The sequence below is a fragment of the Leisingera sp. S2M4 genome (assembly GCF_055398055.1).
Genome location: NZ_AP040861.1, coordinates 12234 through 31102 on the forward strand (window position 1 = coordinate 12234; position 18869 = coordinate 31102).

The 18869-nt window shown below is 61.3% G+C and carries 21 protein-coding genes, 1 tRNA gene and 1 pseudogene; 13 read left to right on the forward strand and 10 right to left on the reverse strand.

What is annotated here, in order from left to right; translation table 11 throughout:
- Window positions 1–90 precede the first annotated feature (90 nt).
- The 6 genes from ACZ52D_RS00090 to ACZ52D_RS00115 form a co-directional block, all read right to left on the reverse strand.
- A complete protein-coding gene (locus tag ACZ52D_RS00090; RefSeq protein ID WP_464442043.1) occupies window positions 91–786 on the reverse strand; it encodes a hypothetical protein in 696 nt (231 codons plus the stop codon).
- A complete protein-coding gene (locus ACZ52D_RS00095; RefSeq protein ID WP_464442045.1) occupies window positions 783–1376 on the reverse strand; it encodes a hypothetical protein in 594 nt (197 codons plus the stop codon). Before ACZ52D_RS00095 ends, ACZ52D_RS00090 begins: the two co-directional genes overlap by 4 nt.
- 231 nt (window positions 1377–1607) lie before the next feature.
- A complete protein-coding gene (locus ACZ52D_RS00100) occupies window positions 1608–2246 on the reverse strand; it encodes a hypothetical protein (RefSeq protein ID WP_222453850.1) in 639 nt (212 codons plus the stop codon).
- On the reverse strand, window positions 2243–2680 hold the full coding sequence (locus tag ACZ52D_RS00105; protein ID WP_464442047.1) for a DUF1937 family protein: 438 nt from the start codon (window positions 2678–2680) through the stop codon (window positions 2243–2245). The genes ACZ52D_RS00100 and ACZ52D_RS00105 overlap by 4 nt, the downstream gene beginning before the upstream one ends.
- Window positions 2673–2855, reverse strand: coding sequence for a hypothetical protein (locus ACZ52D_RS00110; RefSeq protein WP_464442049.1), 183 nt, complete (start codon window positions 2853–2855; stop codon window positions 2673–2675). Before ACZ52D_RS00110 ends, ACZ52D_RS00105 begins: the two co-directional genes overlap by 8 nt.
- Window positions 2852–3175 carry a hypothetical protein gene (locus tag ACZ52D_RS00115; RefSeq protein WP_464442051.1) on the reverse strand — a complete coding sequence of 108 codons (324 nt, stop codon included), beginning with the start codon at window positions 3173–3175 and terminating at the stop codon, window positions 2852–2854. Before ACZ52D_RS00115 ends, ACZ52D_RS00110 begins: the two co-directional genes overlap by 4 nt.
- 317 nt (window positions 3176–3492) lie before the next feature.
- Between ACZ52D_RS00115 and ACZ52D_RS00120 the strand changes: the two genes are divergently transcribed.
- From ACZ52D_RS00120 to ACZ52D_RS00140, 5 genes are all read left to right on the forward strand, one after another.
- Complete coding sequence (locus ACZ52D_RS00120; protein ID WP_464442052.1) at window positions 3493–3753, forward strand: helix-turn-helix transcriptional regulator; 261 nt, start codon at window positions 3493–3495, stop codon at window positions 3751–3753.
- A 318-nt stretch (window positions 3754–4071) separates the two neighbouring features.
- On the forward strand, window positions 4072–4341 hold the full coding sequence (locus tag ACZ52D_RS00125) for a hypothetical protein (RefSeq protein ID WP_222453858.1): 270 nt from the start codon (window positions 4072–4074) through the stop codon (window positions 4339–4341).
- A gap of 230 nt (window positions 4342–4571) precedes the next feature.
- Window positions 4572–4919: a hypothetical protein gene (locus ACZ52D_RS00130; RefSeq protein WP_464442054.1), complete on the forward strand. Its 348-nt coding sequence runs from the start codon at window positions 4572–4574 to the stop codon at window positions 4917–4919.
- A 204-nt stretch (window positions 4920–5123) separates the two neighbouring features.
- Entirely contained in the window at window positions 5124–5327 is a 204-nt protein-coding gene (locus ACZ52D_RS00135; protein ID WP_464442056.1) for a helix-turn-helix transcriptional regulator, read from the forward strand.
- Window positions 5328–5404: 77 nt separating this feature from the next.
- Window positions 5405–6331 carry a site-specific integrase gene (locus tag ACZ52D_RS00140; RefSeq protein WP_464442057.1) on the forward strand — a complete coding sequence of 309 codons (927 nt, stop codon included), beginning with the start codon at window positions 5405–5407 and terminating at the stop codon, window positions 6329–6331.
- Window positions 6332–6427: 96 nt separating this feature from the next.
- Here the strand turns inward: ACZ52D_RS00140 and ACZ52D_RS00145 are convergent.
- A tRNA-Leu gene (locus tag ACZ52D_RS00145) sits at window positions 6428–6512 on the reverse strand.
- A gap of 235 nt (window positions 6513–6747) precedes the next feature.
- Between ACZ52D_RS00145 and ACZ52D_RS00150 the strand changes: the two genes are divergently transcribed.
- Complete coding sequence (locus ACZ52D_RS00150) at window positions 6748–7266, forward strand: Hint domain-containing protein (protein ID WP_464442058.1); 519 nt, start codon at window positions 6748–6750, stop codon at window positions 7264–7266.
- Between the two features lie 9 nt (window positions 7267–7275).
- Here ACZ52D_RS00150 and ACZ52D_RS00155 read toward each other — a convergent pair.
- Window positions 7276–8858: pseudogene (locus tag ACZ52D_RS00155) on the reverse strand (NAD(P)H-hydrate dehydratase).
- 173 nt (window positions 8859–9031) lie between these two features.
- Between ACZ52D_RS00155 and ACZ52D_RS00160 the strand changes: the two are divergent.
- From ACZ52D_RS00160 to ACZ52D_RS00180, 5 genes are all read left to right on the forward strand, one after another.
- Window positions 9032–9370 carry a P-II family nitrogen regulator gene (locus ACZ52D_RS00160; RefSeq protein ID WP_008554830.1) on the forward strand — a complete coding sequence of 113 codons (339 nt, stop codon included), beginning with the start codon at window positions 9032–9034 and terminating at the stop codon, window positions 9368–9370.
- Between the two features lie 44 nt (window positions 9371–9414).
- Window positions 9415–10821 carry a type I glutamate--ammonia ligase gene (gene glnA / locus ACZ52D_RS00165; RefSeq protein WP_222453634.1) on the forward strand — a complete coding sequence of 469 codons (1407 nt, stop codon included), beginning with the start codon at window positions 9415–9417 and terminating at the stop codon, window positions 10819–10821.
- Window positions 10822–10952: 131 nt separating this feature from the next.
- Window positions 10953–12200 carry an Hsp70 family protein gene (locus tag ACZ52D_RS00170; protein WP_464442060.1) on the forward strand — a complete coding sequence of 416 codons (1248 nt, stop codon included), beginning with the start codon at window positions 10953–10955 and terminating at the stop codon, window positions 12198–12200.
- Between the two features lie 109 nt (window positions 12201–12309).
- Window positions 12310–13104 (forward strand): lytic murein transglycosylase, encoded by a 795-nt coding sequence (locus tag ACZ52D_RS00175; RefSeq protein ID WP_464442061.1) that lies wholly within the window; start codon window positions 12310–12312, stop codon window positions 13102–13104.
- Window positions 13105–13382: 278 nt separating this feature from the next.
- Window positions 13383–14393 (forward strand): hypothetical protein, encoded by a 1011-nt coding sequence (locus ACZ52D_RS00180; RefSeq protein WP_464442063.1) that lies wholly within the window; start codon window positions 13383–13385, stop codon window positions 14391–14393.
- A gap of 35 nt (window positions 14394–14428) precedes the next feature.
- Here the strand turns inward: ACZ52D_RS00180 and ACZ52D_RS00185 are convergent, their stop codons facing one another.
- Both ACZ52D_RS00185 and ACZ52D_RS00190 read right to left on the reverse strand, forming a co-directional pair.
- Window positions 14429–15202, reverse strand: a complete 774-nt coding sequence (locus ACZ52D_RS00185) for a heme-dependent oxidative N-demethylase family protein (protein ID WP_464442065.1) — start codon at window positions 15200–15202, stop codon at window positions 14429–14431.
- Between the two features lie 92 nt (window positions 15203–15294).
- Window positions 15295–15837, reverse strand: a complete 543-nt coding sequence (locus ACZ52D_RS00190; protein WP_464442066.1) for an NUDIX hydrolase — start codon at window positions 15835–15837, stop codon at window positions 15295–15297.
- A gap of 94 nt (window positions 15838–15931) precedes the next feature.
- Here ACZ52D_RS00190 and ACZ52D_RS00195 point away from each other — a divergent pair, with 94 nt between their 5' ends.
- Both ACZ52D_RS00195 and purB read left to right on the forward strand, forming a co-directional pair.
- Entirely contained in the window at window positions 15932–17164 is a 1233-nt protein-coding gene (locus ACZ52D_RS00195; RefSeq protein ID WP_464442068.1) for a bifunctional alpha/beta hydrolase/OsmC family protein, read from the forward strand.
- Between the two features lie 331 nt (window positions 17165–17495).
- Window positions 17496–18800 (forward strand): adenylosuccinate lyase, encoded by a 1305-nt coding sequence (purB, locus tag ACZ52D_RS00200; RefSeq protein WP_222453641.1) that lies wholly within the window; start codon window positions 17496–17498, stop codon window positions 18798–18800.
- Window positions 18801–18869: the final 69 nt, after the last annotated feature.

Below are 18869 nucleotides of genomic sequence, written 5' to 3' on the forward strand. Positions count from 1 at the left end.
TCACCTCCAAATGCAAAAGCGCCCGGGGCGGGATCTCCGCTCCGGGCGCACATGTGGTGGCTGCACTATGTCAACAGATTGAGATTTCGGTCAAGCCCCATTCCAGGGCGCACGCGGTGGCAGAGCGTCTGACACGGTGAAGGACGTGAGATGGCAGGCTTTTTGGAAAATGAAGCGCAGATGGTGAATGGCCCTGTACCAGTCCAGATAGCGCCGCCGCGCGGCCGCCACATCCCGCGCCGTGTTGCTGTAGGAGACCCGGCACCACGACCCATCCGCCTTCTTGCCCAGCTGATCAGCTGGCCAGCGCAGCCCCGGCACCCGGCAGACCTCGGTCACTGCAAACGCCCCGTGCTTGCACCGACGCCACGCCACCGGCTCGCACGTGGCCCGCGCGCCTGCCATCCAGTCCGGCACCTCGCCAACCCGAGCCAGCTCGGCGATCTGCACCGCCATGCGCCGACCGCCATAGGCTTCCGGCAGGCTGGCAAGCGAGGCCGCGACCATGTCCGCGTCGTGGTGGCGCGGTGAGGAACCGCCGCCTTGCACCCGGCAGCCCAGCTTGGCCTGCTCGATCAGGATGTACTCCATCCCAACGCCCGGCCGCGCGCCGGTTTCCCGCTCGATCTCATCGAAGTCGAGGCCAATCTTCTCACGCTGAAACGCCCACTCGATCAGCTGCAGTGCGCTGACCTCCAGCTTGCCGGACCTCGGGGCGCGCACTGTCGCCCTGTCACGGTGGCGCGGTGCGAGCGCGAAGCCGCTGCGTACTGCTGCCATGTTCATGCCTGGGCCACCGCGCGCTGCGCCCTTGCCTCATCCGCGATATCGCGGCACTTCTGCAGCGCCACCCGGCGCCGATCGCGAAACGCCACTTCCTCGGCGGTGACCGCACGCCCCCGCGCCATCCGGGCCTCGATGTCTTCCAGCCGCCGCACCGGATCATCGGCGGCAGCCTTGATCTGGCTCACCGTGTAGTTCCCCGGCCACGCGCGGTTGCCCCTCAGCCAGGTCAGCAACTCTGGCGCCCAGCCCTTGGCAATCGCCTCCTGACCCAGCGACCGGCCAAACACCTCCAGCATCAGCGGCGATGGGCCGGTCTCGGGCGGCTCGATCCGCCGCGCTTCCTTCAGGATATGCAGCGCGATCGGGAAGCGATCGCGGTCCTTGCCGCCCGGATGCCCCTCGCACCACTCGCACAGCAGCTGCAGGTTGGCAGGTTTCATGTAGGCCAGCATCTGCCGCAGCTCTTTCTTCATCATCTCAAACTGCTCTTTGCGCATGGTGCCAGGCTTCGTCAGCCCCAGCGCTTCAAGCGGCGCGATCAGCAATTCCTGTACCCGCTTTTCCCCTGCGGCCTGCTCTTTCCCGTTCATCTCCGCAATCCCTCTTTCTCAGCATCAACACGTTTTCCACAGGTCAGCGGGCTGAATTGGAGCGCAACTGTCCTGCTGTCTTGTTATTTCCCTGTCTATGTCCCTATCGTGCCGGACACTTCGGGACAGTTTTGCAAACCGCTGAAACAACTAAACATTTCCCGAACACTGTCCTGAAAGTGTCCTGAAAACGTCCAAGAGTGTCCTGCAGACAGTTCGGAAATTGCAGCATCAGGCTGTCCCCCGAGCGCGACTGCGAGCCAGATCCATCGCGTGATTGGACCAAGCCATCATGGCCTTCTCAACCCAGCTGGTGCTCCTGTAGCCGCAGCCTTGCTGGATCAACCATTCGTCCATCCATTTGACGGCCGCATCATTTTTGGAAAGCTCCACATGCAGGCCCGCGACCGTCGCGCGCAGCCGCTGCAGGCGCTTGGCGACATTGGCCGCATCACATTTGGCGCGGTTATCTTCCTTGCGGGAAATGGCCTCGGTCAGAGACTTCAGCACCATCGGGTGCATCAACCTGACCTCCCCGTCACACAGGCATTTGGTCCACCGATGCAGCGGCCCGAAATCCAGGGCGCAGAGCGCCTTGAAGTGGCCGGGATCAACGAACACCAGCTTGGCGAGCACTTCCAGGTCCGCCGACAAAGTGCCGATGGGAGAGTTATCATAGGCGATGTTGATCAGATCAAAGTACAGTGCCCGGCATTCTGGCGTCCCCTTGAGGCGCATATCCGAGTTCAGCCAACGCCGCCGCTCCCAGACCATGAAGTAATGGCTGTCCAACCGGTCATCGGCGGACAGCGGGTACTCTGGCAGATCGCCAGTGTCGACGGGCGTTAGCCGCCCAGCGTGGATGTTCACAGCCCAACCTCCAGTTCGTTTTGGCGGCCCCCGTCTAATACGAAGACCGGCTTGTTCATTTCCAATGCCAGGAAGGCCGACTGCCAGACCCCGGCAGAGCGCTGCCAGCCCGGCAGCGTCGGCACGACGACCAGGTCTGCATGGCGCACCGGTCCTGTCGGATCCTCGACGGCCAGACCGGCCTCCGCGGCCATAAAGGCCGGAGAAAGTGGCAGGATACCGACCTGCGCAAGCATCCCCATCCAGGCAACGGCGAGGTCTGCGGCCAACACCGGCCCGCCGTCGAACCCCGCATAGGGCGAGGCGAGGCAGGCAAGCTTGCCCGCAGCGCAGGAAGCCACATCGGCCAGCAAAGCGCCCTCGTGCAACAAGGCAGCGCCCTCAGCGCGTTCACGCAGCCGCTGCCAGTTGTACGGGCCCGAGAAATCAAGCATGCACCACCTCCGCCAAAAAAGGGGCGCGCGGCAGCGAGGCCACCACGCGCCCAAGGTCCACAGGGAGGTAATTGGGGGCCACTCGCAGGCGCGCCTGCCCCCGGTCAGCGCTCAGGCAAAGGGACATGGCGGCCCCGCCTGCGGTGTTGGGAATGATCGCGCACGAAACGCTCATGCCGCCCGCTCCAGCGCTTTGCCGAAAAACGCGGGCGCGCCGGGATCCGTCAACATCACCAGCAGCGCGATATGGCTTGCAGGCGCAGTCACCGCGCCCCACCAGTTCAATGCCGTCTGGAAACTCACGTCACAGAACAGTGCAACCTCGCGCGGGCTGCGAAAACGAGCGCGGAAGTAGGCCGACCATAAATCAGGCGCGCTAGCCTTGAGCGCGTATGGGTCAAACTGATTTGACCAAGACTTGTTGGTCGTTCCCGCTGCATGCTGAGGGCATGAGACATCATTGTTCACGATCAGGGTCAGGCTAGGACGGGTCATATTAAAGCCTCGACCTTCGCCGCCGGATGCCCCTTAAAAAGATGCTCGGGCACGTCTAGGCCATGACGCTCGCAGTATTCGCGCACGGTCCAAAACCAGTGAGCCGGGAAAAGTCCTTCCCGCTTGGCTCGCGAGATTAATTGCGCAGAATAGCCCGTCTCCTCTTGGAAACGTCTCCGGTCCACTGTGCTGAGAAACTCAGCCAAAGTCTTAGGGTTTGTCATGCTCTCCATACCGGCAAAATACGCATATTGCGTAGTATGTAAATACGCAAATTGCTCAGTGAGGCCATTACCGTTCGCGTGTAGAATTACGAAATGCTAGAAGATCAAGAAGACCATATCGAAGCTGTCGCATCCCGCCTAAAGCGGGTCCGTGAGATCTTGGGCTATACGAAGAAAGAGTTTGCAGAGCGCGCAGGGATGACCGAGCAGACCTACGGGCCGTTCGAGAACGCAAAACGCGAACTATCCCTGAGCGCCGCGAAAAAACTGCGCAAACGCTACGGTTTACCCTTGGAATTTATGTACTTCGGGAAGATCGAGGATTTGCCCACCAGGATTTCCAAGGATCTCTGATCCAGACCCTCCGTTAGATCCTCCCAGAAATCGAGAGGCAGGCCGGACAGTCGCCGCGCCTCCTTCAGCTTCCCCAACCTGTAGACTTCATTCATAAATGTTGCCTCCTAAATAAACTACCAGACCAGATATTGGCCAAGTCTCCGCTTTCCGAAGCGCCTGACCCGAAAAAACGCCACATGGGCTAAGCCCCCGCCCCCAGCAGAAAGCCAAAGCCTTACAACCACGCACCATCACTACGCAAATTGTTTATTTTTGCAGTTGACCTATGCAATTTGCGTAGTCTATCGATATCCCTATCAACCGATGGAGGATTGAATGCAAGACATCACCAACACTGCACGCCAGATCGTCGGATCGCCCGAAGACTATCTGGACGACACACACCTCTTCACCCAAGCTTGGGCCACGATGAAAGCCGCACGCGGCCAAGGCTTCGACCCCGCCCGGCTGCGTGCGGCTCACCTGATCGACCGGCCCGAACCTGCGCCGGAACCTACCGACCAGACCCTTGCCCGTGTCGGCGCAAAGGTGCGCGCACTCATCGCGGAGAAGAACATCCCGGTTCCGCACCGCGATGCAGCCTGACGCGACACCGGCCCGCGCCTGCCCAACCACATTCTCAGCGGCGAGCCGCAGTGTCCGATCACCACCGAGGGCCCCACCCCAACTGAAATAGCCGAGTAGCGGCGCGTGATGGAGGATTGACGCGCCGCTTTTCTTTGAGGTTTCGCGCCCGTCTTGCGGCGCGGATCAACGCGGGCGGCGCAATCCTCCATTCCATCCGCCGCCCGCGACCACCCAAGGACAGGACCCCGATGCCGTCGACACCTCAGGAAATCTACGCCACCGCTCGCGCCCTGCGCGCCCGATGCCGGTTTGGCCAGGCAATGCTGCTGCAAGAGTTGGGTGGCAAGCTCACGCCCGAAAGCATGGATCCGAGCGACCGGTTCGACTTCGCGGCGACACGCTGGCACCTCTCTCTGCTGGGCCTCTCGGTCTCGGGGGGCGACATGCCATCGGCGCTGGATGCTTGGCTCCGCGCCGCGCGGATCCACCACAACCTCGACGGCACTCGGCGCGCGACAGATGGTCGACCTGACTGCCCTTACAACGGCGCTAAGCCATTGCCGACAAATACAAATCGACTTAAGGATAGAACCTGAAACTGAAACCATCACACTGGACACGTTTCATCTCGCGGGACCGGCCACCCGCACCGCCGGGGCGCGGCAAACAGGCCACCACTCACACATCCGCGCCGCGCCCCACTGCAAGACAGGCATCGCACCCAACTGGACGCAATCGACGGAACGTGCGAGCCGCAATCAAGGCGCCAATTGGAAAAATCGAACCACACGAGGTTTTCCGTGAGCACAGCAAACCAAATCCTAGCGCGCGAAAGCACGGCAGCAAAAATGCTGGATATGCCGCTCAATGAGTTCCGCGCCCTGGTCGCCTCCGGCAGCCTACCGAAGCCGATAAAAATTGGCGGTAAGGTTGAGCGTTGGTCCGTCAAACAGCTTGAAGCGATAAGCTCGGGCACCGTGCTAAGCGAAGATTTCGAATGGTAAAAAGGAATTCAAAACCCTACCTCGCCCGAATCCGACGGGGAGAAAAGGATTACTGGTACTTCCGCAAAGGCAAAACCATGATCCGCCTGCCCGACGACCCCGACAGCGAAGAGTTTGATCGTGAATACTGGGCTATCCGATCAGGGCATCGAAAATCGAACATAAAGACAACCTTTGACGCCCTTATCACCAGCTACTACCAAACGCCGCGTTTCAAAGGGCTTAAGGCAAGCACGAAGGCAGAGTACCGCCGCACCCTGGAACTACTCCGCGAAAAGAACGGCCCCAAGGATTTTACCAAACTACGTCGCAAACATGTGATCGCTGCGCGTGACACGTATGCCGATCAATGGCGCAAAGCAAATGCGATGGTCGAACAGCTTTCCAACCTTTCAAGGCATGCCATCGATCTCGAGTGGATCACGACGAATCCCGCTCAGGGCGTCGAGAAGCTGAAAGGGGGAAGCTATGAGGCTTGGCCAGAAACAAAGCTGCTAGCATATGAGGACTACTGCCAGGAGCGCGAGCTGACAATAGAGCGCACGATTTATGAGCTGTGTATCGGGACAGGGCAGCGCATCGGTGACGTGGTCGCAATGGAGTGGGCTCACTTCGAGAGCGGCTACATGCATGTCGTGCAGGAGAAGACCGGCGCCCGGCTTTCAATTTTTTGCCCCCATCGACTGCAACGGTACCTAGAGCAGTTGCCGCGCTCCGGAAAACACATTCTAGCCAAGAATCTGACGGAGCATATCGGCAAGAGACGGGCTCAACGGCTTGTTGCCGAGGTCAGAAAAAAGATCGGAGCCGAGGACTTTGTGATTCACGGCTGGCGCTACACAGCTGCAAAAGAGCTGGCGGAGGCCGGATGCTCTGACACGGAGATACAATCCGTGACCGGTCACAAATCCTTGGAGATGGTGAAGAAGTACCGCCAGCAAGCGAGGCAAAAGCAGCTTTCGAAGACCGCGCAGCTACGCAGGAACAGAACAAAAACGGAATGAGAACAGATCCCAGAGTGTAAAACAAAGTGTAAAACACTCCGAGCACACGTCGAAGGACGGCCCAAGATCAGCGGAATTTTCCGATTAAAAACAAAGTGGTGCGGGTGAAGGGACTTGAACCCCCACGCCTCGCGGCGCCAGAACCTAAATCTGGTGCGTCTACCAATTCCGCCACACCCGCACGTATCGCAGCAGCCCTGGCCGCCACATGCCGCGCTCAATAGCAAAGCTTTCAGGCGGATGCGAGAGGAAAAGACACTCTTTCTGGAACCGTAGTGAACAGTGCATTTACGCAACAAACTCTATCAAAACTGACTGTCATGCGCGACTTTTCGCTCAAAAGCACTGGGCCTCCATTCGCCTAATGCCGTAATGTCAGGGAAAAGTCTGAGGCAGACAAAGCGAGCACAACAACAATGAAACCGTTTGACAGCGCTGCCCTGCGCGCAAGGGCAGCGATCAATTCACGCGTGCAAACTCGTCGCCTGCTCCAAGGGCGACAGACCGTTACACTTCTGCAGGGCGCGCGGGTCGAAACCGCTACTGGACCATGCCCGGTCGAAACCCTTGGGGCCGGAGATCAGCTGGTCACGCGAACCGGCGGGCTTGCCGAGATTATCGCCGTTCGATCCCGCAAGACGATGATTCAGACGGTGCGGGTGTCCGGCCACGCATCCGCCAACGGCTCGAGCCAGGTTGTGCCTTGGGATCAGCGTATCTTGGTGCGCGACCGGCTCGCGCAAGTGATGTTCGGCCAGCCCCAAGCGGTTGTTCCCGCCTACGAATTGGTCGATGGCGTGACCATCTGCGACCTCGGGATGCAGATGGCCAACCTGGTGATCCTGGAATTCGCCCGCCCCCATGTGATTTACGCCAACGGGCTGGAGTTGGCAGCCGCCGCAGCGCCGGAGGAAAGCCTCCGCCCTGCAGCGTAACCTCAGCGGTTAAAGACCCATCTGCCGGAACACCGTCGGGATCTGTTCCGGCAAATCCTCGGAGATCAAGCCAGGGCCAAAGCTGCGCGCACATTCGACATGAATATAGGCGGCGCTGCTTGCTGCCTCCATCGGCTCAAATCCACGCGCCAACAATCCTGCGATAAAGCCTGCCAACACATCCCCGGACCCGGCCGTCGCCAGCCACGGCGCGGCCCGAGCGCCCGTCGCTGCGTTCACAGCGCAACGCCCATCTGGCGCGGCAATCACTGTTTCTGCACCCTTGAGCAGCAAAACGCACCCGGCCCGACCGGCAGCCTCGCGGGTCACCTCGATCTTGAGCGCACGGGGGACGTCATCCGCGTTGCCATCAAGCCTTTCCGCCAAATCAGGGAAGAGTTTGGAAAATTCTCCACGATGCGGCGTCAGCACGCATCCCTCATGCAGTATCTGAAAGAGCGCGTCCGGCTTGAGTTCAAACCGTGTCAGCGCGTCCGCATCCAAAACCGTTGCCCGTTTTTCCTTCAGAACCGCCATCACCAGCGCCTGCGTATCGGCACCCCGCCCCAAGCCAGGCCCCAGACAGACGGCATTGAAGCGCGTGTCCTCCAGAAGCTCACTGACGCCATGCGCGCCGTCGATCTGCTGCAGCATGATCGCGGTGAGGTTGGCCGCGTTTTCCAGCATGGCCGAGCGCGGCGAGCCAACCGTGACCAGCCCGGCTCCAATTCGCAATGCCGCGCGGGCAGCCAGCCGGGCCGCCCCCGACTTCCCGTGACCACCCGACAGCACCAAGGCATGCCCATGAGAGTATTTGTGCCCGACAAGCTTCTGAAGGTCCGGCAAATTTTCTTGTTCGATAGGCTGCATCACGGCTCCGAGATTCGACTGTGTTTCAGTCATAATCCAATATCTTTCACAATTACCTTACCGCAGAACTCTGGCCCTGCGCCCGTTAGATGGCCGATCTTCGCCTGGTGAAAGGTGACCGTCAGATCCGCGGCCAATGCACCGTAGTTCGCGCCATCGTCGCTTCCGATTCCGCTTGGCAAGTCCACTGCAACAATAGTGAAACGGGACAAGGCGCCCCACATCCGTTGCATTTCACACGGCAACTCACGACTGACACCGATACCGAACAAGGCATCAATCACCAAGGGCGGCGTCCCCGCCAAACGGTCAACGGCATCTTGTATTGCCGAACCACTCCAACTTTGAGCCGCTCCCGACTTGGCCAGGCTTGCATAGTTCACGCGCGCATCGTGGGGCAATGCCGCCGGGTCCCCATAGAGGAAAACCTCGACGGCAAACCCGCGCGCCCGAAGAAGACGCGCCACCACAAAACCGTCGCGGCCATTGTTGCCCGGCCCGCAGAGAACCACTGCCTGACACGCGGGCCCGGTTTCGTCCGAATGCGCGGGGCCAGCAGACGATCTGTCGTCGCGCCCGTCGAAGACGGTCGGCCACTCCTCGAAAATGGCCTCCACAACGCCCCGGCCAGCCCGCTCCATCAGCTCCAAGCCGCTCACCGCGCCGGAGGCGATTGCGGCTTGTTCCAGGGCGCGCATCTGGGACGCAGTCAGTGGCGCCATCACGTTTTGCTCCCGCGAGTTTCAACTCTGCACAATTTTAAATCGCTTCGCCTAATTTTTAATCACAGCGGTTCAAAAACTGCCCACTATTGCCGCAGCTCCCCAGCCGCGCATTGCTGACATCATCTAGAAATGAAATGACGTCCTCAACAAGCTTGTGAGGAGCCACACCGATGAAAAAGATCGAAGCCATCATCAAACCCTTCAAACTGGATGAGGTGAAGGAAGCGTTGCAGGACGTTGGTGTGCAGGGTCTTTCCGTGATCGAAGTCAAGGGCTTCGGTCGTCAGAAAGGCCACACCGAGTTGTACCGCGGCGCCGAATATGTGGTGGATTTTCTGCCCAAGGTGAAGGTCGAGGTCGTACTGGACGACGATCAGGTCGACCAGGCGATCGAAGCCATCGTGGACGCCGCCAAGACCGACAAGATCGGCGACGGCAAGATCTTTGTCTCGCCGGTCGAGCAAGCCATTCGTATCCGGACCGGCGAAACCGGACCGGATGCGCTGTAACGCACCCAAAATTCTAACTGTTTCTCTATAAAAGGACCGAGGGAATGAGCGCAGACGCAGTTCTCAAGACACTCAAGGACGAAGACATCGCCTATGTCGACATCCGCTTTACCGACGTGCGTGGCAAGCTGCAGCACGTGACGGTGGACGTCGATCTGGTCGACGAGGACTTCCTGGAAGAGGGCTTCATGTTCGACGGCTCCTCGATCGCTGGCTGGAAGTCGATCGAAAACTCCGACATGAAGCTGATCCCGGACACCAACTCCGCCTACGTGGATCCCTTCTACGCCGAGAAGACCCTGTGTCTGCATTGCTCGATTGTCGAACCCGACACCGGCGAAGCCTATGAGCGCGACCCGCGCGGCACCGCCGAAAAGGCCGAGGCTTACCTGAAATCCTCCGGCATCGGCGACGTGGCTTACATGGGCCCCGAGGCTGAATTCTTCCTGTTCGACGACGTGCGTTACTCCAACACCATCAACAAGGTGTCCTACGAGGTCGACGCAACCGACGGTTCCTGGAACACCGACGCCGAGTTCGAAATGGGCAACATGGGCCATCGCCCGGGCCTGAAGGGCGGCTACTTCCCGGTCAACCCCACCGACGAAGCCCAGGACCTGCGCTCCGAAATGCTCTCGACCATGAAGCGTCTGGGCATGAAGGTCGACAAGCACCACCACGAGGTGGCCTCGTGCCAGCACGAGCTGGGTCTGATCTTTGACACGCTGACCAAGCAGGCCGACGAGCTGCAGAAGTACAAATACGTGATCCACAACGTGGCCCACGCCTACGGTAAATCCGCCACCTTCATGCCCAAGCCGATCTACGGTGACAACGGCACCGGCATGCACGTCAACATGTCGATCTGGAAGGACGGCAAGCCGCTGTTTGCAGGCGACAAATACGCTGATCTGTCGGACGAGGCCCTGTGGTTCATCGGCGGCATCCTGAAGCACGCCAAGACCCTGAACGCCTTCACCAACCCCTCGACCAACTCCTACAAGCGTCTGGTCCCCGGTTTCGAAGCCCCCGTTCTGCGCGCCTACTCCGCTCGCAACCGCTCTGGCTGTGTTCGTATTCCGTGGACCGAAAGCCCGAAAGCCAAGCGCGTCGAGGCGCGTTTCCCCGACCCGTCCGCAAACCCCTACCTGTGCTTTGCCGCGCTGCTGATGGCCGGCCTGGACGGCATCAAGAACAAGATCGATCCGGGCGAAGCCATGGACAAGAACCTGTACGATCTGCCGGCCGAAGAGCTGGAAGGCATCCCGACCGTCTGCGGCTCGCTGCGCGAAGCACTGGACGCCCTGGCCGCCGACCACGACTTCCTGCTGCAGGGCGACGTGTTCACCAAAGACCAGATCGACGGCTACATCGAGCTGAAGATGGAAGAGGTCTACAAGTACGAGCACACCCCGCACCCGGTTGAGTTCGGCATGTACTACAGCTGCTAAGCCGCTGATTAGACTATGACTAAGGGCGCCCTTCGCGGCGCCCTTTTTCATTGCGCAATGACAGCACGGTTGATCCTTGCCACGGCTGCCGCTACTCAGGCCCGCTCGGACCCCAGCGCAGGAGCCTCATCATGGCCATTCCCAACACCCTTGGCATCGACTTTGGCACCTCCAACTCCGCCGCGGGGATAGCGGTTGCGGGCCGCCCGTGGCTGGTCGAGATGGAACCGGGTGAGCAGACATTGCCGACGGCGGTGTTCTTCGAGGAAGACAGTCGCGTCATGCGCATCGGCCACAGTGCCACCCGCGCCTTGATCAGCGGCGAGGAAGGCCGGTTCATGCGCGCGCTCAAAAGCCTGCTGGGCACCCCGCTTCTGCACGAGGAACGCCGTCTGGGCGGCGAGCGGATCAGCTTTGCCACCCTGATCGCGCGCTTCCTGGCGGCAATGAAAACCCGCGCCGAGACGGCAACCCATATGGAGTTCACCCACGCGCTGTCCGGGCGGCCGGTGCGCTTTCACTCCAAGGATGACACCCGCAATGCACAGGCCGAAGCAGACCTGCGCGCCTGCTACCTGGAGGCCGGGTTTCATGACGTTCTGTTCATGTACGAACCCGAGGCCGCCCTGCGCGCCGCGGCACCTGCGCCGGGACTGGGACTGATTGTCGATATCGGCGGCGGCACCTCGGACTTCACCGCCTTCGAGCAAGGAGCGGATGGCAGCACCCGGATCCTCGCCTCGCACGGGGTGCGGCTGGGTGGCACCGATTTCGACCGCCAGCTCAGCATTCAGCACGTGATGCCGCTGTTGGGACGCGGCAGCCAGATCCGCAACACCTTCGGGGGCAGCACCCTGCCCGCGCCCAACCGGCTGTTCAACGATCTGGCCACCTGGCAGATGATCCCGTTCCTCTATGCGCCCGAAAGTCGCCGCGCAGCGCAGGATCTGGCGGCCAACGCCGTGGAACCGGAGAAGCTCGCCCGGCTGGTCACCGTGCTGGAGGATGAGCTGGGCCATGAGCTGGCCTTCGCGGTGGAGCGCGGCAAGATCCGTTCCAATGGCGCGGACGGCGACGGCAGCATCGATTTGAAGCTGCTGCAGCGCGGGCTGTCGGTGCCGCTGGGCGCGCAGGCGATGAACGCGGCGCTGGCAGAACAGACCGCCGCCATCGGCGCCTGCGCCCAGGAAACGTTGCAGCAAGCTGGCATCGCACCTGAGCAGGTGACGCGCGTGGTCCTAGTGGGCGGCTCCTCGCTGCTGGCAGCCGTGCAGGCGCAGATGCAGCAACTTTGCCCCACCGCCCGGCTGGAGACGCAGAACGCGATGACGGCAGTGGCGGACGGGTTGGCATTGGCAGCTGAAACCGCGTTCGCCTGAACGCACCGGCGATTTCGCGCGGATGGGAACAAGCAGCCGGATTTCCCGTTAGACATGCGCGCCCGCCGGGTTAGGCTGGCCCGGATGAATCCCTGCTGAGAGTTTCCCAATGCGTCGGCTGATTGCCCCTGCCCTGATTTCCGCCCTTCTTGCCTCCCCCGCCCTGGCCGCGACTTGCGGCAATACCTCCTCCGGGTTCAATGCCTGGAAACAGGAATTCAGCCGCGAGGCCAAGCGTGCAGGCGTCGGCAAGGCAGGACTGCAGGCGCTGGCCAGCGCCCAATACGCCAGCCGCACCATCGCCGCCGACCGCAACCAGAAGAGCTTCCGCTATTCGCTGGAGAAGTTCATGCAGATCCGCGGCTCGGCCACCATTGTCGCGCAAGGTCGCAAGCGCAAGGCACGCAACGCCGATTTCTATGCCGCGCTTGAGCGCAAATACGGCGTCCCCGCGGGTGTGCTGATCGCCATTCACGGCATGGAAACCGCCTTTGGCAACTACATGGGTGACAGCCAGGTGGTCTCAGCCATCGTGACGCTGACCTATGATTGCCGCCGCTCCGACTTCTTCCGCCCGCATGCGCTGGGGGCGCTGAAGCTGGTCGACCAGGGCGCCATCACCGCCACCACCAAGGGTGCCAAGCACGGCGAGCTGGGCCATACCCAGTTTCTGCCCGGCAATGCGCTGCGATATGGCGTCGACTGGAACCGCGACGGCCGGGTTGATTTCTACAACATGGGTGATGCGCTGGCCTCGACCGCGCATTTCCTGCGCCAGAAAGGCTGGAAACCGGGTAAGGGCTACCAACCCGGACAACCCAACTTCCGCATCCTCAAGGAATGGAACGCCGCGACTGTCTATCAGCAAGCCCTGGCCATCATGGGGCGACAAATCGACGGCTGACTCGAACAGCCAGGGGGAGGAACAGTTTTCGCGATTCCTCGTCACTGTAAACCTTGCGGCGCCAATGTGTCGGGCAACCGCCACAGTAGGGCCGCATTCGCCGACACATGGCGTCCAGAGTCTAAACTTTGTGATTTAAATTCAATAACTTAAACAATTTCACATTTCCGTAAAAACTAGTGCGCATTTATGTTTAATCCCTCCGACTTCCGCCCAACTTTGAACCCGTTCAAATTTTATCGTTCTCCCAGCGGCACCTTGAATGGAGGAACCGAAACATGGCAGAGAACGCTGAATTCACAGGAAAACTGGGATTGGAAAGCCGGGACAACGCAACCCTCGGGGCAGCGGTTTCGGTCATCGTCGACTTGCTTGACGATTTCGGGCATCCAGCCGAAACGATGGAGGCCCGCGCGGAAAACACTGCCCGGCTGCTCTGCGATTCCTACCATGTAACCCTTCGCCTGCGGCGCGTCCCGCTCCGGCGCACCAGCCGCCTGGCAAGTCACATCATGCAGCCCACCGCTCTGCTGGACTTGTCTTTGACGCCAGTGTTTCCCGACCATTGCGACCGCGAAATCAGTGAACTGCTCTTGGCTGAAATGCTGCGCAGACTGATCGAAAACCTGGAGGCCACCTCCGTAGAATGGCAAGACGCGCCTGTGGTCCTGAGCTGCGAGGAGTTTCTTAGCGCATTCACATCTTCACCTGCGCCGCGTCCTGCCTCCACTGTAGCGCCTTCATCGGTGGTGCCCGCCATTGCGCCGTTGGAGGCACAGGCAGCCGCCCCGGAAGGGCATGAAACGCCGACACCGAGGACGCAAAAAACTCCGCAACGCAAGGCGCAGCGGCCGCGCGGGCGCGCCTGCTTCGCTCCGATTGATCAGGCGGCACCGGCGCTCGACGCGCATTGCGACAGGGTTTTCCGGGCAGCCGGTATCAATCGCGGCGACTACAGCCTGCATCTTGCGGCGCAACGCAACCGCGCGCAAAAGCGGAGCCGCGACGCCGTTCTGGCGGCCAATTTTCGGGCACAGGGCGAAGATCAGACCCAACCCTCGCTGCGCAACCGACTAAAAACTGCGCCAAGCACGCTGCTGAATAACAGCCGCATTCTGGCGGTTGCCGATGGCTGTGCGAACCGTTTGCAGCCATTGAAGCGCGCGACCCTCCGCTTCGGCGACATACGTCGCATGCAATTTGTGGGACACCTGCTGCTCGTCTCGGCCCTGCTGCTGTTTCTCGACAGCGCCGGGACCGTTCAGGCCGCGCGCCCTCTATTACCCTGACAGGTGCAATTCACCTGGCCTGGACGGCTGGCGCCTCACGCGAGGTCTGCGCCAGCCGCCGCGGGCTGCCCCCATTGCCGCATCACGTCCGCTCGTGCCAAAACCCGCGTGTGGATAGAGAAGACGACCGCACGCGTTCGCGGCAGGCGCAGGATTGCCTGACGTTCGCTGCGCAGGTACAGCGCCTGATCTGGCCCGCTGTGCTGACGCGGTGCCGATTGGCTGCGCGGCTGAAACAACGTTGGATCCTCATACCAAAGGGCATTGAAGCGCCACAGCGGGCGCCCCGGCTGGACACCGTCGAACAACCGCTGAACCCGCGCGGCGATCCCGGCATCATAGCTGTCCACCGGCACATGGATCGCGGTAAGTGGCTGCATGTATTTCTCAGCCAGCGTCCAGCTCGCCGGGAAACACAGAACCGCCCCGGTGAGGATATGTTCAGGCGAACCCGTCGGTTTCTCCAGAATGCAGAAGTCCTGCTGTGCAATGCGCCCTAGGCTGCCTAGCGGATCCTGCCAATCCAGCGCCACCCGTCGGCCATCCTGGCGGATCACCGCGCCATCCTCGACCGTCTCCCCAGCCGCGAGCACCATCTCCAGCAATTCCGTAGCCGCAGGCAAGGCCGAGGATGACATTTTCAGAACCTGATCCCGGCGATCGGCCAGCAAGCGTTCGCGTTCAGCGAGCTGTGCTGAATAAGCCTCGTCACGTTGGATCCAGTCCTCGAGCGCCAGCGGCTGAACGCCCGGCAATTTACGCGCGTTCAAAGGGTCATAGGGGATCGAGGTCTGAAGAATCGCAGTCATTCCCTAGGGGTAGCAGCTGCCATGGCATTTTCCACATGCAAAATCGCTCCAAGCCCCGCAAGAGCGCACCGTCGCGGTTTACAAGCTGTGCTTCAGCAGCCCCGCAGAAACGATCCCAGTTTTTCCGCAAGGACAAGGACACCAGCGCTGTCCGTCACCTCGGGAAGCTGCGACACCGGCACCCAGGCCAGCGCCTTGGATTCCGCGCTGGCGCGTATTTGGCCTGCTTCGGCGACAAACAAATAGCGCACGTCATAGTGCAGATGCGCTGGCTCCCCGGGTCTTTCGGGGATCTGGTGAATGTCGACGTCAAACACCTGCGGCGACCGCAGCCGAATACGGCTGAGCCCGCTTTCTTCATATGCTTCTTTCAGTGCCACAAACGCCACATCGGCGATGCCATCGCAATGCCCCCCAAGCTGAAGCCAGCGATCCAGCTTGCGATGATGGGTTAACAGCACGCTTTCCATATCCGCCGACATCACGAAGGCTGAGCCCGTCACGTGGCCGGTGGTCGGGTCCCGCTCAAAGGCAAGCGGTTCGCTCTGGCAAAACCGGTCCAACCGCTGCCACATGGTGCGGTCCCGCTCCGACTGCGGCCGGTAACTCCCAATACCGCTGATCCTGTCGCTCATTTGCCTTCACCATCCCGTGACGTTCCCCACGGCGGGCTTGTCCTGCCGGGGCTGCGGTCACAGTCTAAAGCGAGCACAGAACAAAGGCCATGCCATGCCCACTGAACGCATCAGTTTTAACAGCCGGACCGGAGACCGCCTTGCCGCACGGCTTGATCTTCCCGAGGGGCCGGTGCTGGCCACCGCCCTGTTTGCCCATTGCTTTACCTGCTCCAAGGATATCCCGGCCGCCCGCCGCATTGCCGCACGACTGGCGGCGATGGGCTTCGCGGTGCTGAGGTTCGACTTCACCGGGCTCGGACATTCGGAGGGAGAATTCGCGAATACCACCTTCACGTCCAATGTCGCGGACCTGATCGCCGCCGCGGAGTATCTGGCTGACCGCCAACTCCCGCCCGACCTGTTGATCGGCCATTCCCTGGGTGGCGCAGCTGTCCTGCGCGCGCGGTCGGACATCCCTTCTGCTCGCGGCGTGGTAACCCTCGGCGCGCCCTTCGATCCCGGTCACGTGACACATCACTTTGACGCAGCCCTGAGCGAGATCGAAGCCAAGGGCAAGGCAGAGGTCACATTGGGCGGGCGCCCCTTTGTGATCGGCAAGGAGTTCGTCGACGATATTCGCACGGAGGTTTTGGAACCGGCGATCGAGGGCTTGAAGGCCGCGCTTCTGGTGCTGCACGCCCCGCGTGACGAAACCGTCAGCATCGACAACGCAGCGTCGATCTTCACGGCCGCAAAACACCCCAAAAGCTTCATCACGCTGGATGACGCCGACCATCTCATTTCCCGGGCAGAAGACGCCGAATACGCGGCAGAGGTGATCGCTGCCTGGGCGAAACGCTACATAGACATGACCCCTCCTGCACCACCACCTGGCGCGCCGGAAGGCGTACTGCGGGTCACGGAGGCAGATCCCGACGGCTTTCTCCAGGATGTTCAATCCGGCCCACACCACCACGCGCTGGCCGATGAGCCACTCGCCTATGGCGGCACCAACAGGGGGATGTCCCCTTACGGCTTTGTCTCCGCAGGGCTTGGCGCCTGCACATCCATGACCTTGCGCATGTATGCGCGCCGCAAGGGCTGGCCACTGGAAAGCATCAGCGTCGACATCAGCCATGACAAGGTGCACGCGCAGGATGCTTTGCCCAGCGGTCCTGCCAAGATCGACCAGTTCACCCGCAGGATCCGCCTCTCAGGACCGCTAAGCGACGAGCAGCGCAGCAAGCTTCTGGAAATCGCCGACAAATGCCCGGTTCACCGCACGCTGGAGGCTGGTGCCCGCGTGGTGACCTCTCTCGCGACTTCAGATCCGCTGGAAGAGTGATCGGTTCTCGGACCTCGCGCATCTCTCAATTCCACGGCTCTCCCGCGCCCGGACCTTGCAGCCAGGCTGCAAGGCCAACGGCCTTGGGCGTGGCACCGCGCTCTGCGCGGTGCCACGCCCAACTGCGCCAGTGCATGTTCCAAATGCACGCAGCGCGGGCGGGAGCGCTGCGCCCATATAACCGACTACGGGCTGGACGATGAAAACTGAAGCGGGTCGGACGAACAGGGCAAACTGCCTCAGCCCGGCCGCCCAGCCTTGCTGTTTTGCGCCTGCTGATCTATGAGGCCGGGCATCTGCTGCACAGTCACATGAAAAGGTGCCCTCGCCCATGATCCCCCGCTACTCCCGTCCCGATATGGTTGCCATCTGGTCCCCCGAGACCAAGTTCAAGATCTGGTACGAGATCGAGGCCCACGCCTGCGAAGCCATGGCCAACCTCGGCGTGATCCCGCGCGAGAACGCAGACGCCGTCTGGAAAGCCAAGGACGTGGAGTTCGACGTCGCCCGCATCGACGAAATCGAGGCCGTCACCAAGCATGACGTCATCGCATTCCTGACCCATCTGGCCGAGCATGTCGGCTCGGAAGAAGCACGCTTCGTGCATCAGGGCATGACCTCCTCGGACGTGCTGGACACCTGCCTGAACGTGCAGCTGGTGCGCGCCGCTGACCTCTTGCTGGTTGGTATGGATAAACTGCTGGCCGCCCTGAAGAAACGGGCGCTGGAGCATAAGAACACCGTGCGCGTCGGCCGCAGCCACGGCATCCACGCCGAGCCCACCACCATGGGGCTGACCTTTGCCCGCTTCTACGCAGAAATGGACCGCAACCGTGCCCGCCTGCTGGCCGCGCGCGAGGAAGTTGCCACCGGTGCAATCTCCGGCGCCGTGGGCACGTTTGCCAACATCGACCCTCGCGTCGAGGAATACGTCTGCGAGCAGCTGGGTCTGCGCCCTGAACCGATTTCCACCCAGGTGATCCCGCGCGATCGTCACGCGATGTTCTTTGCCACCCTTGGCGTCATCGCCTCCTCGATCGAGAACATCGCCGTCGAGATCCGCCACATGCAGCGTACCGAAGTGCTGGAAGGCGCCGAGTTCTTCTCGATGGGCCAAAAGGGCTCCTCTGCAATGCCGCACAAGAAGAACCCTGTACTGACCGAGAACCTGACCGGCCTCGCGCGCCTGGTGCGCATGGCGGTGATCCCGGCGATGGAGAACGTGGCCCTGTGGCACGAGCGCGACATTTCGCACTCCTCGGTCGAGCGTGGCATCGGACCGGACGCCACGGTGACCCTCGATTTTGCCCTGCACCGCCTGGCCGGTGTCATCGACAAGATGCTGGTGTTCCCGGAAAACATGCTGGAGAACATGAACAAGTTCCCCGGCCTCGTGATGTCGCAGCGGGTGCTGCTGGCCCTGACCCAAGCCGGCGTCAGCCGCGAGGACGCCTATGCCATGGTACAGCGCAACGCCCTGAAGGTCTGGGAAGACCGCGTCGATTTCCGCGAGTTGCTGCTGGCCGATGCTGATGTGGTCGCCGCCCTTGGCGAAGAGGCGATCAACGAGAAATTCGACATGGGCTATCATACCAAACATGTCGACACGATCTTCCGCCGGGTGTTCGGCGAGTAAGCCGGTCTACCCTTGCAGATCCAATAACGCCCCGTCTCGTTGACGGGGCGTTTTTTGTCGCAGTTTCAA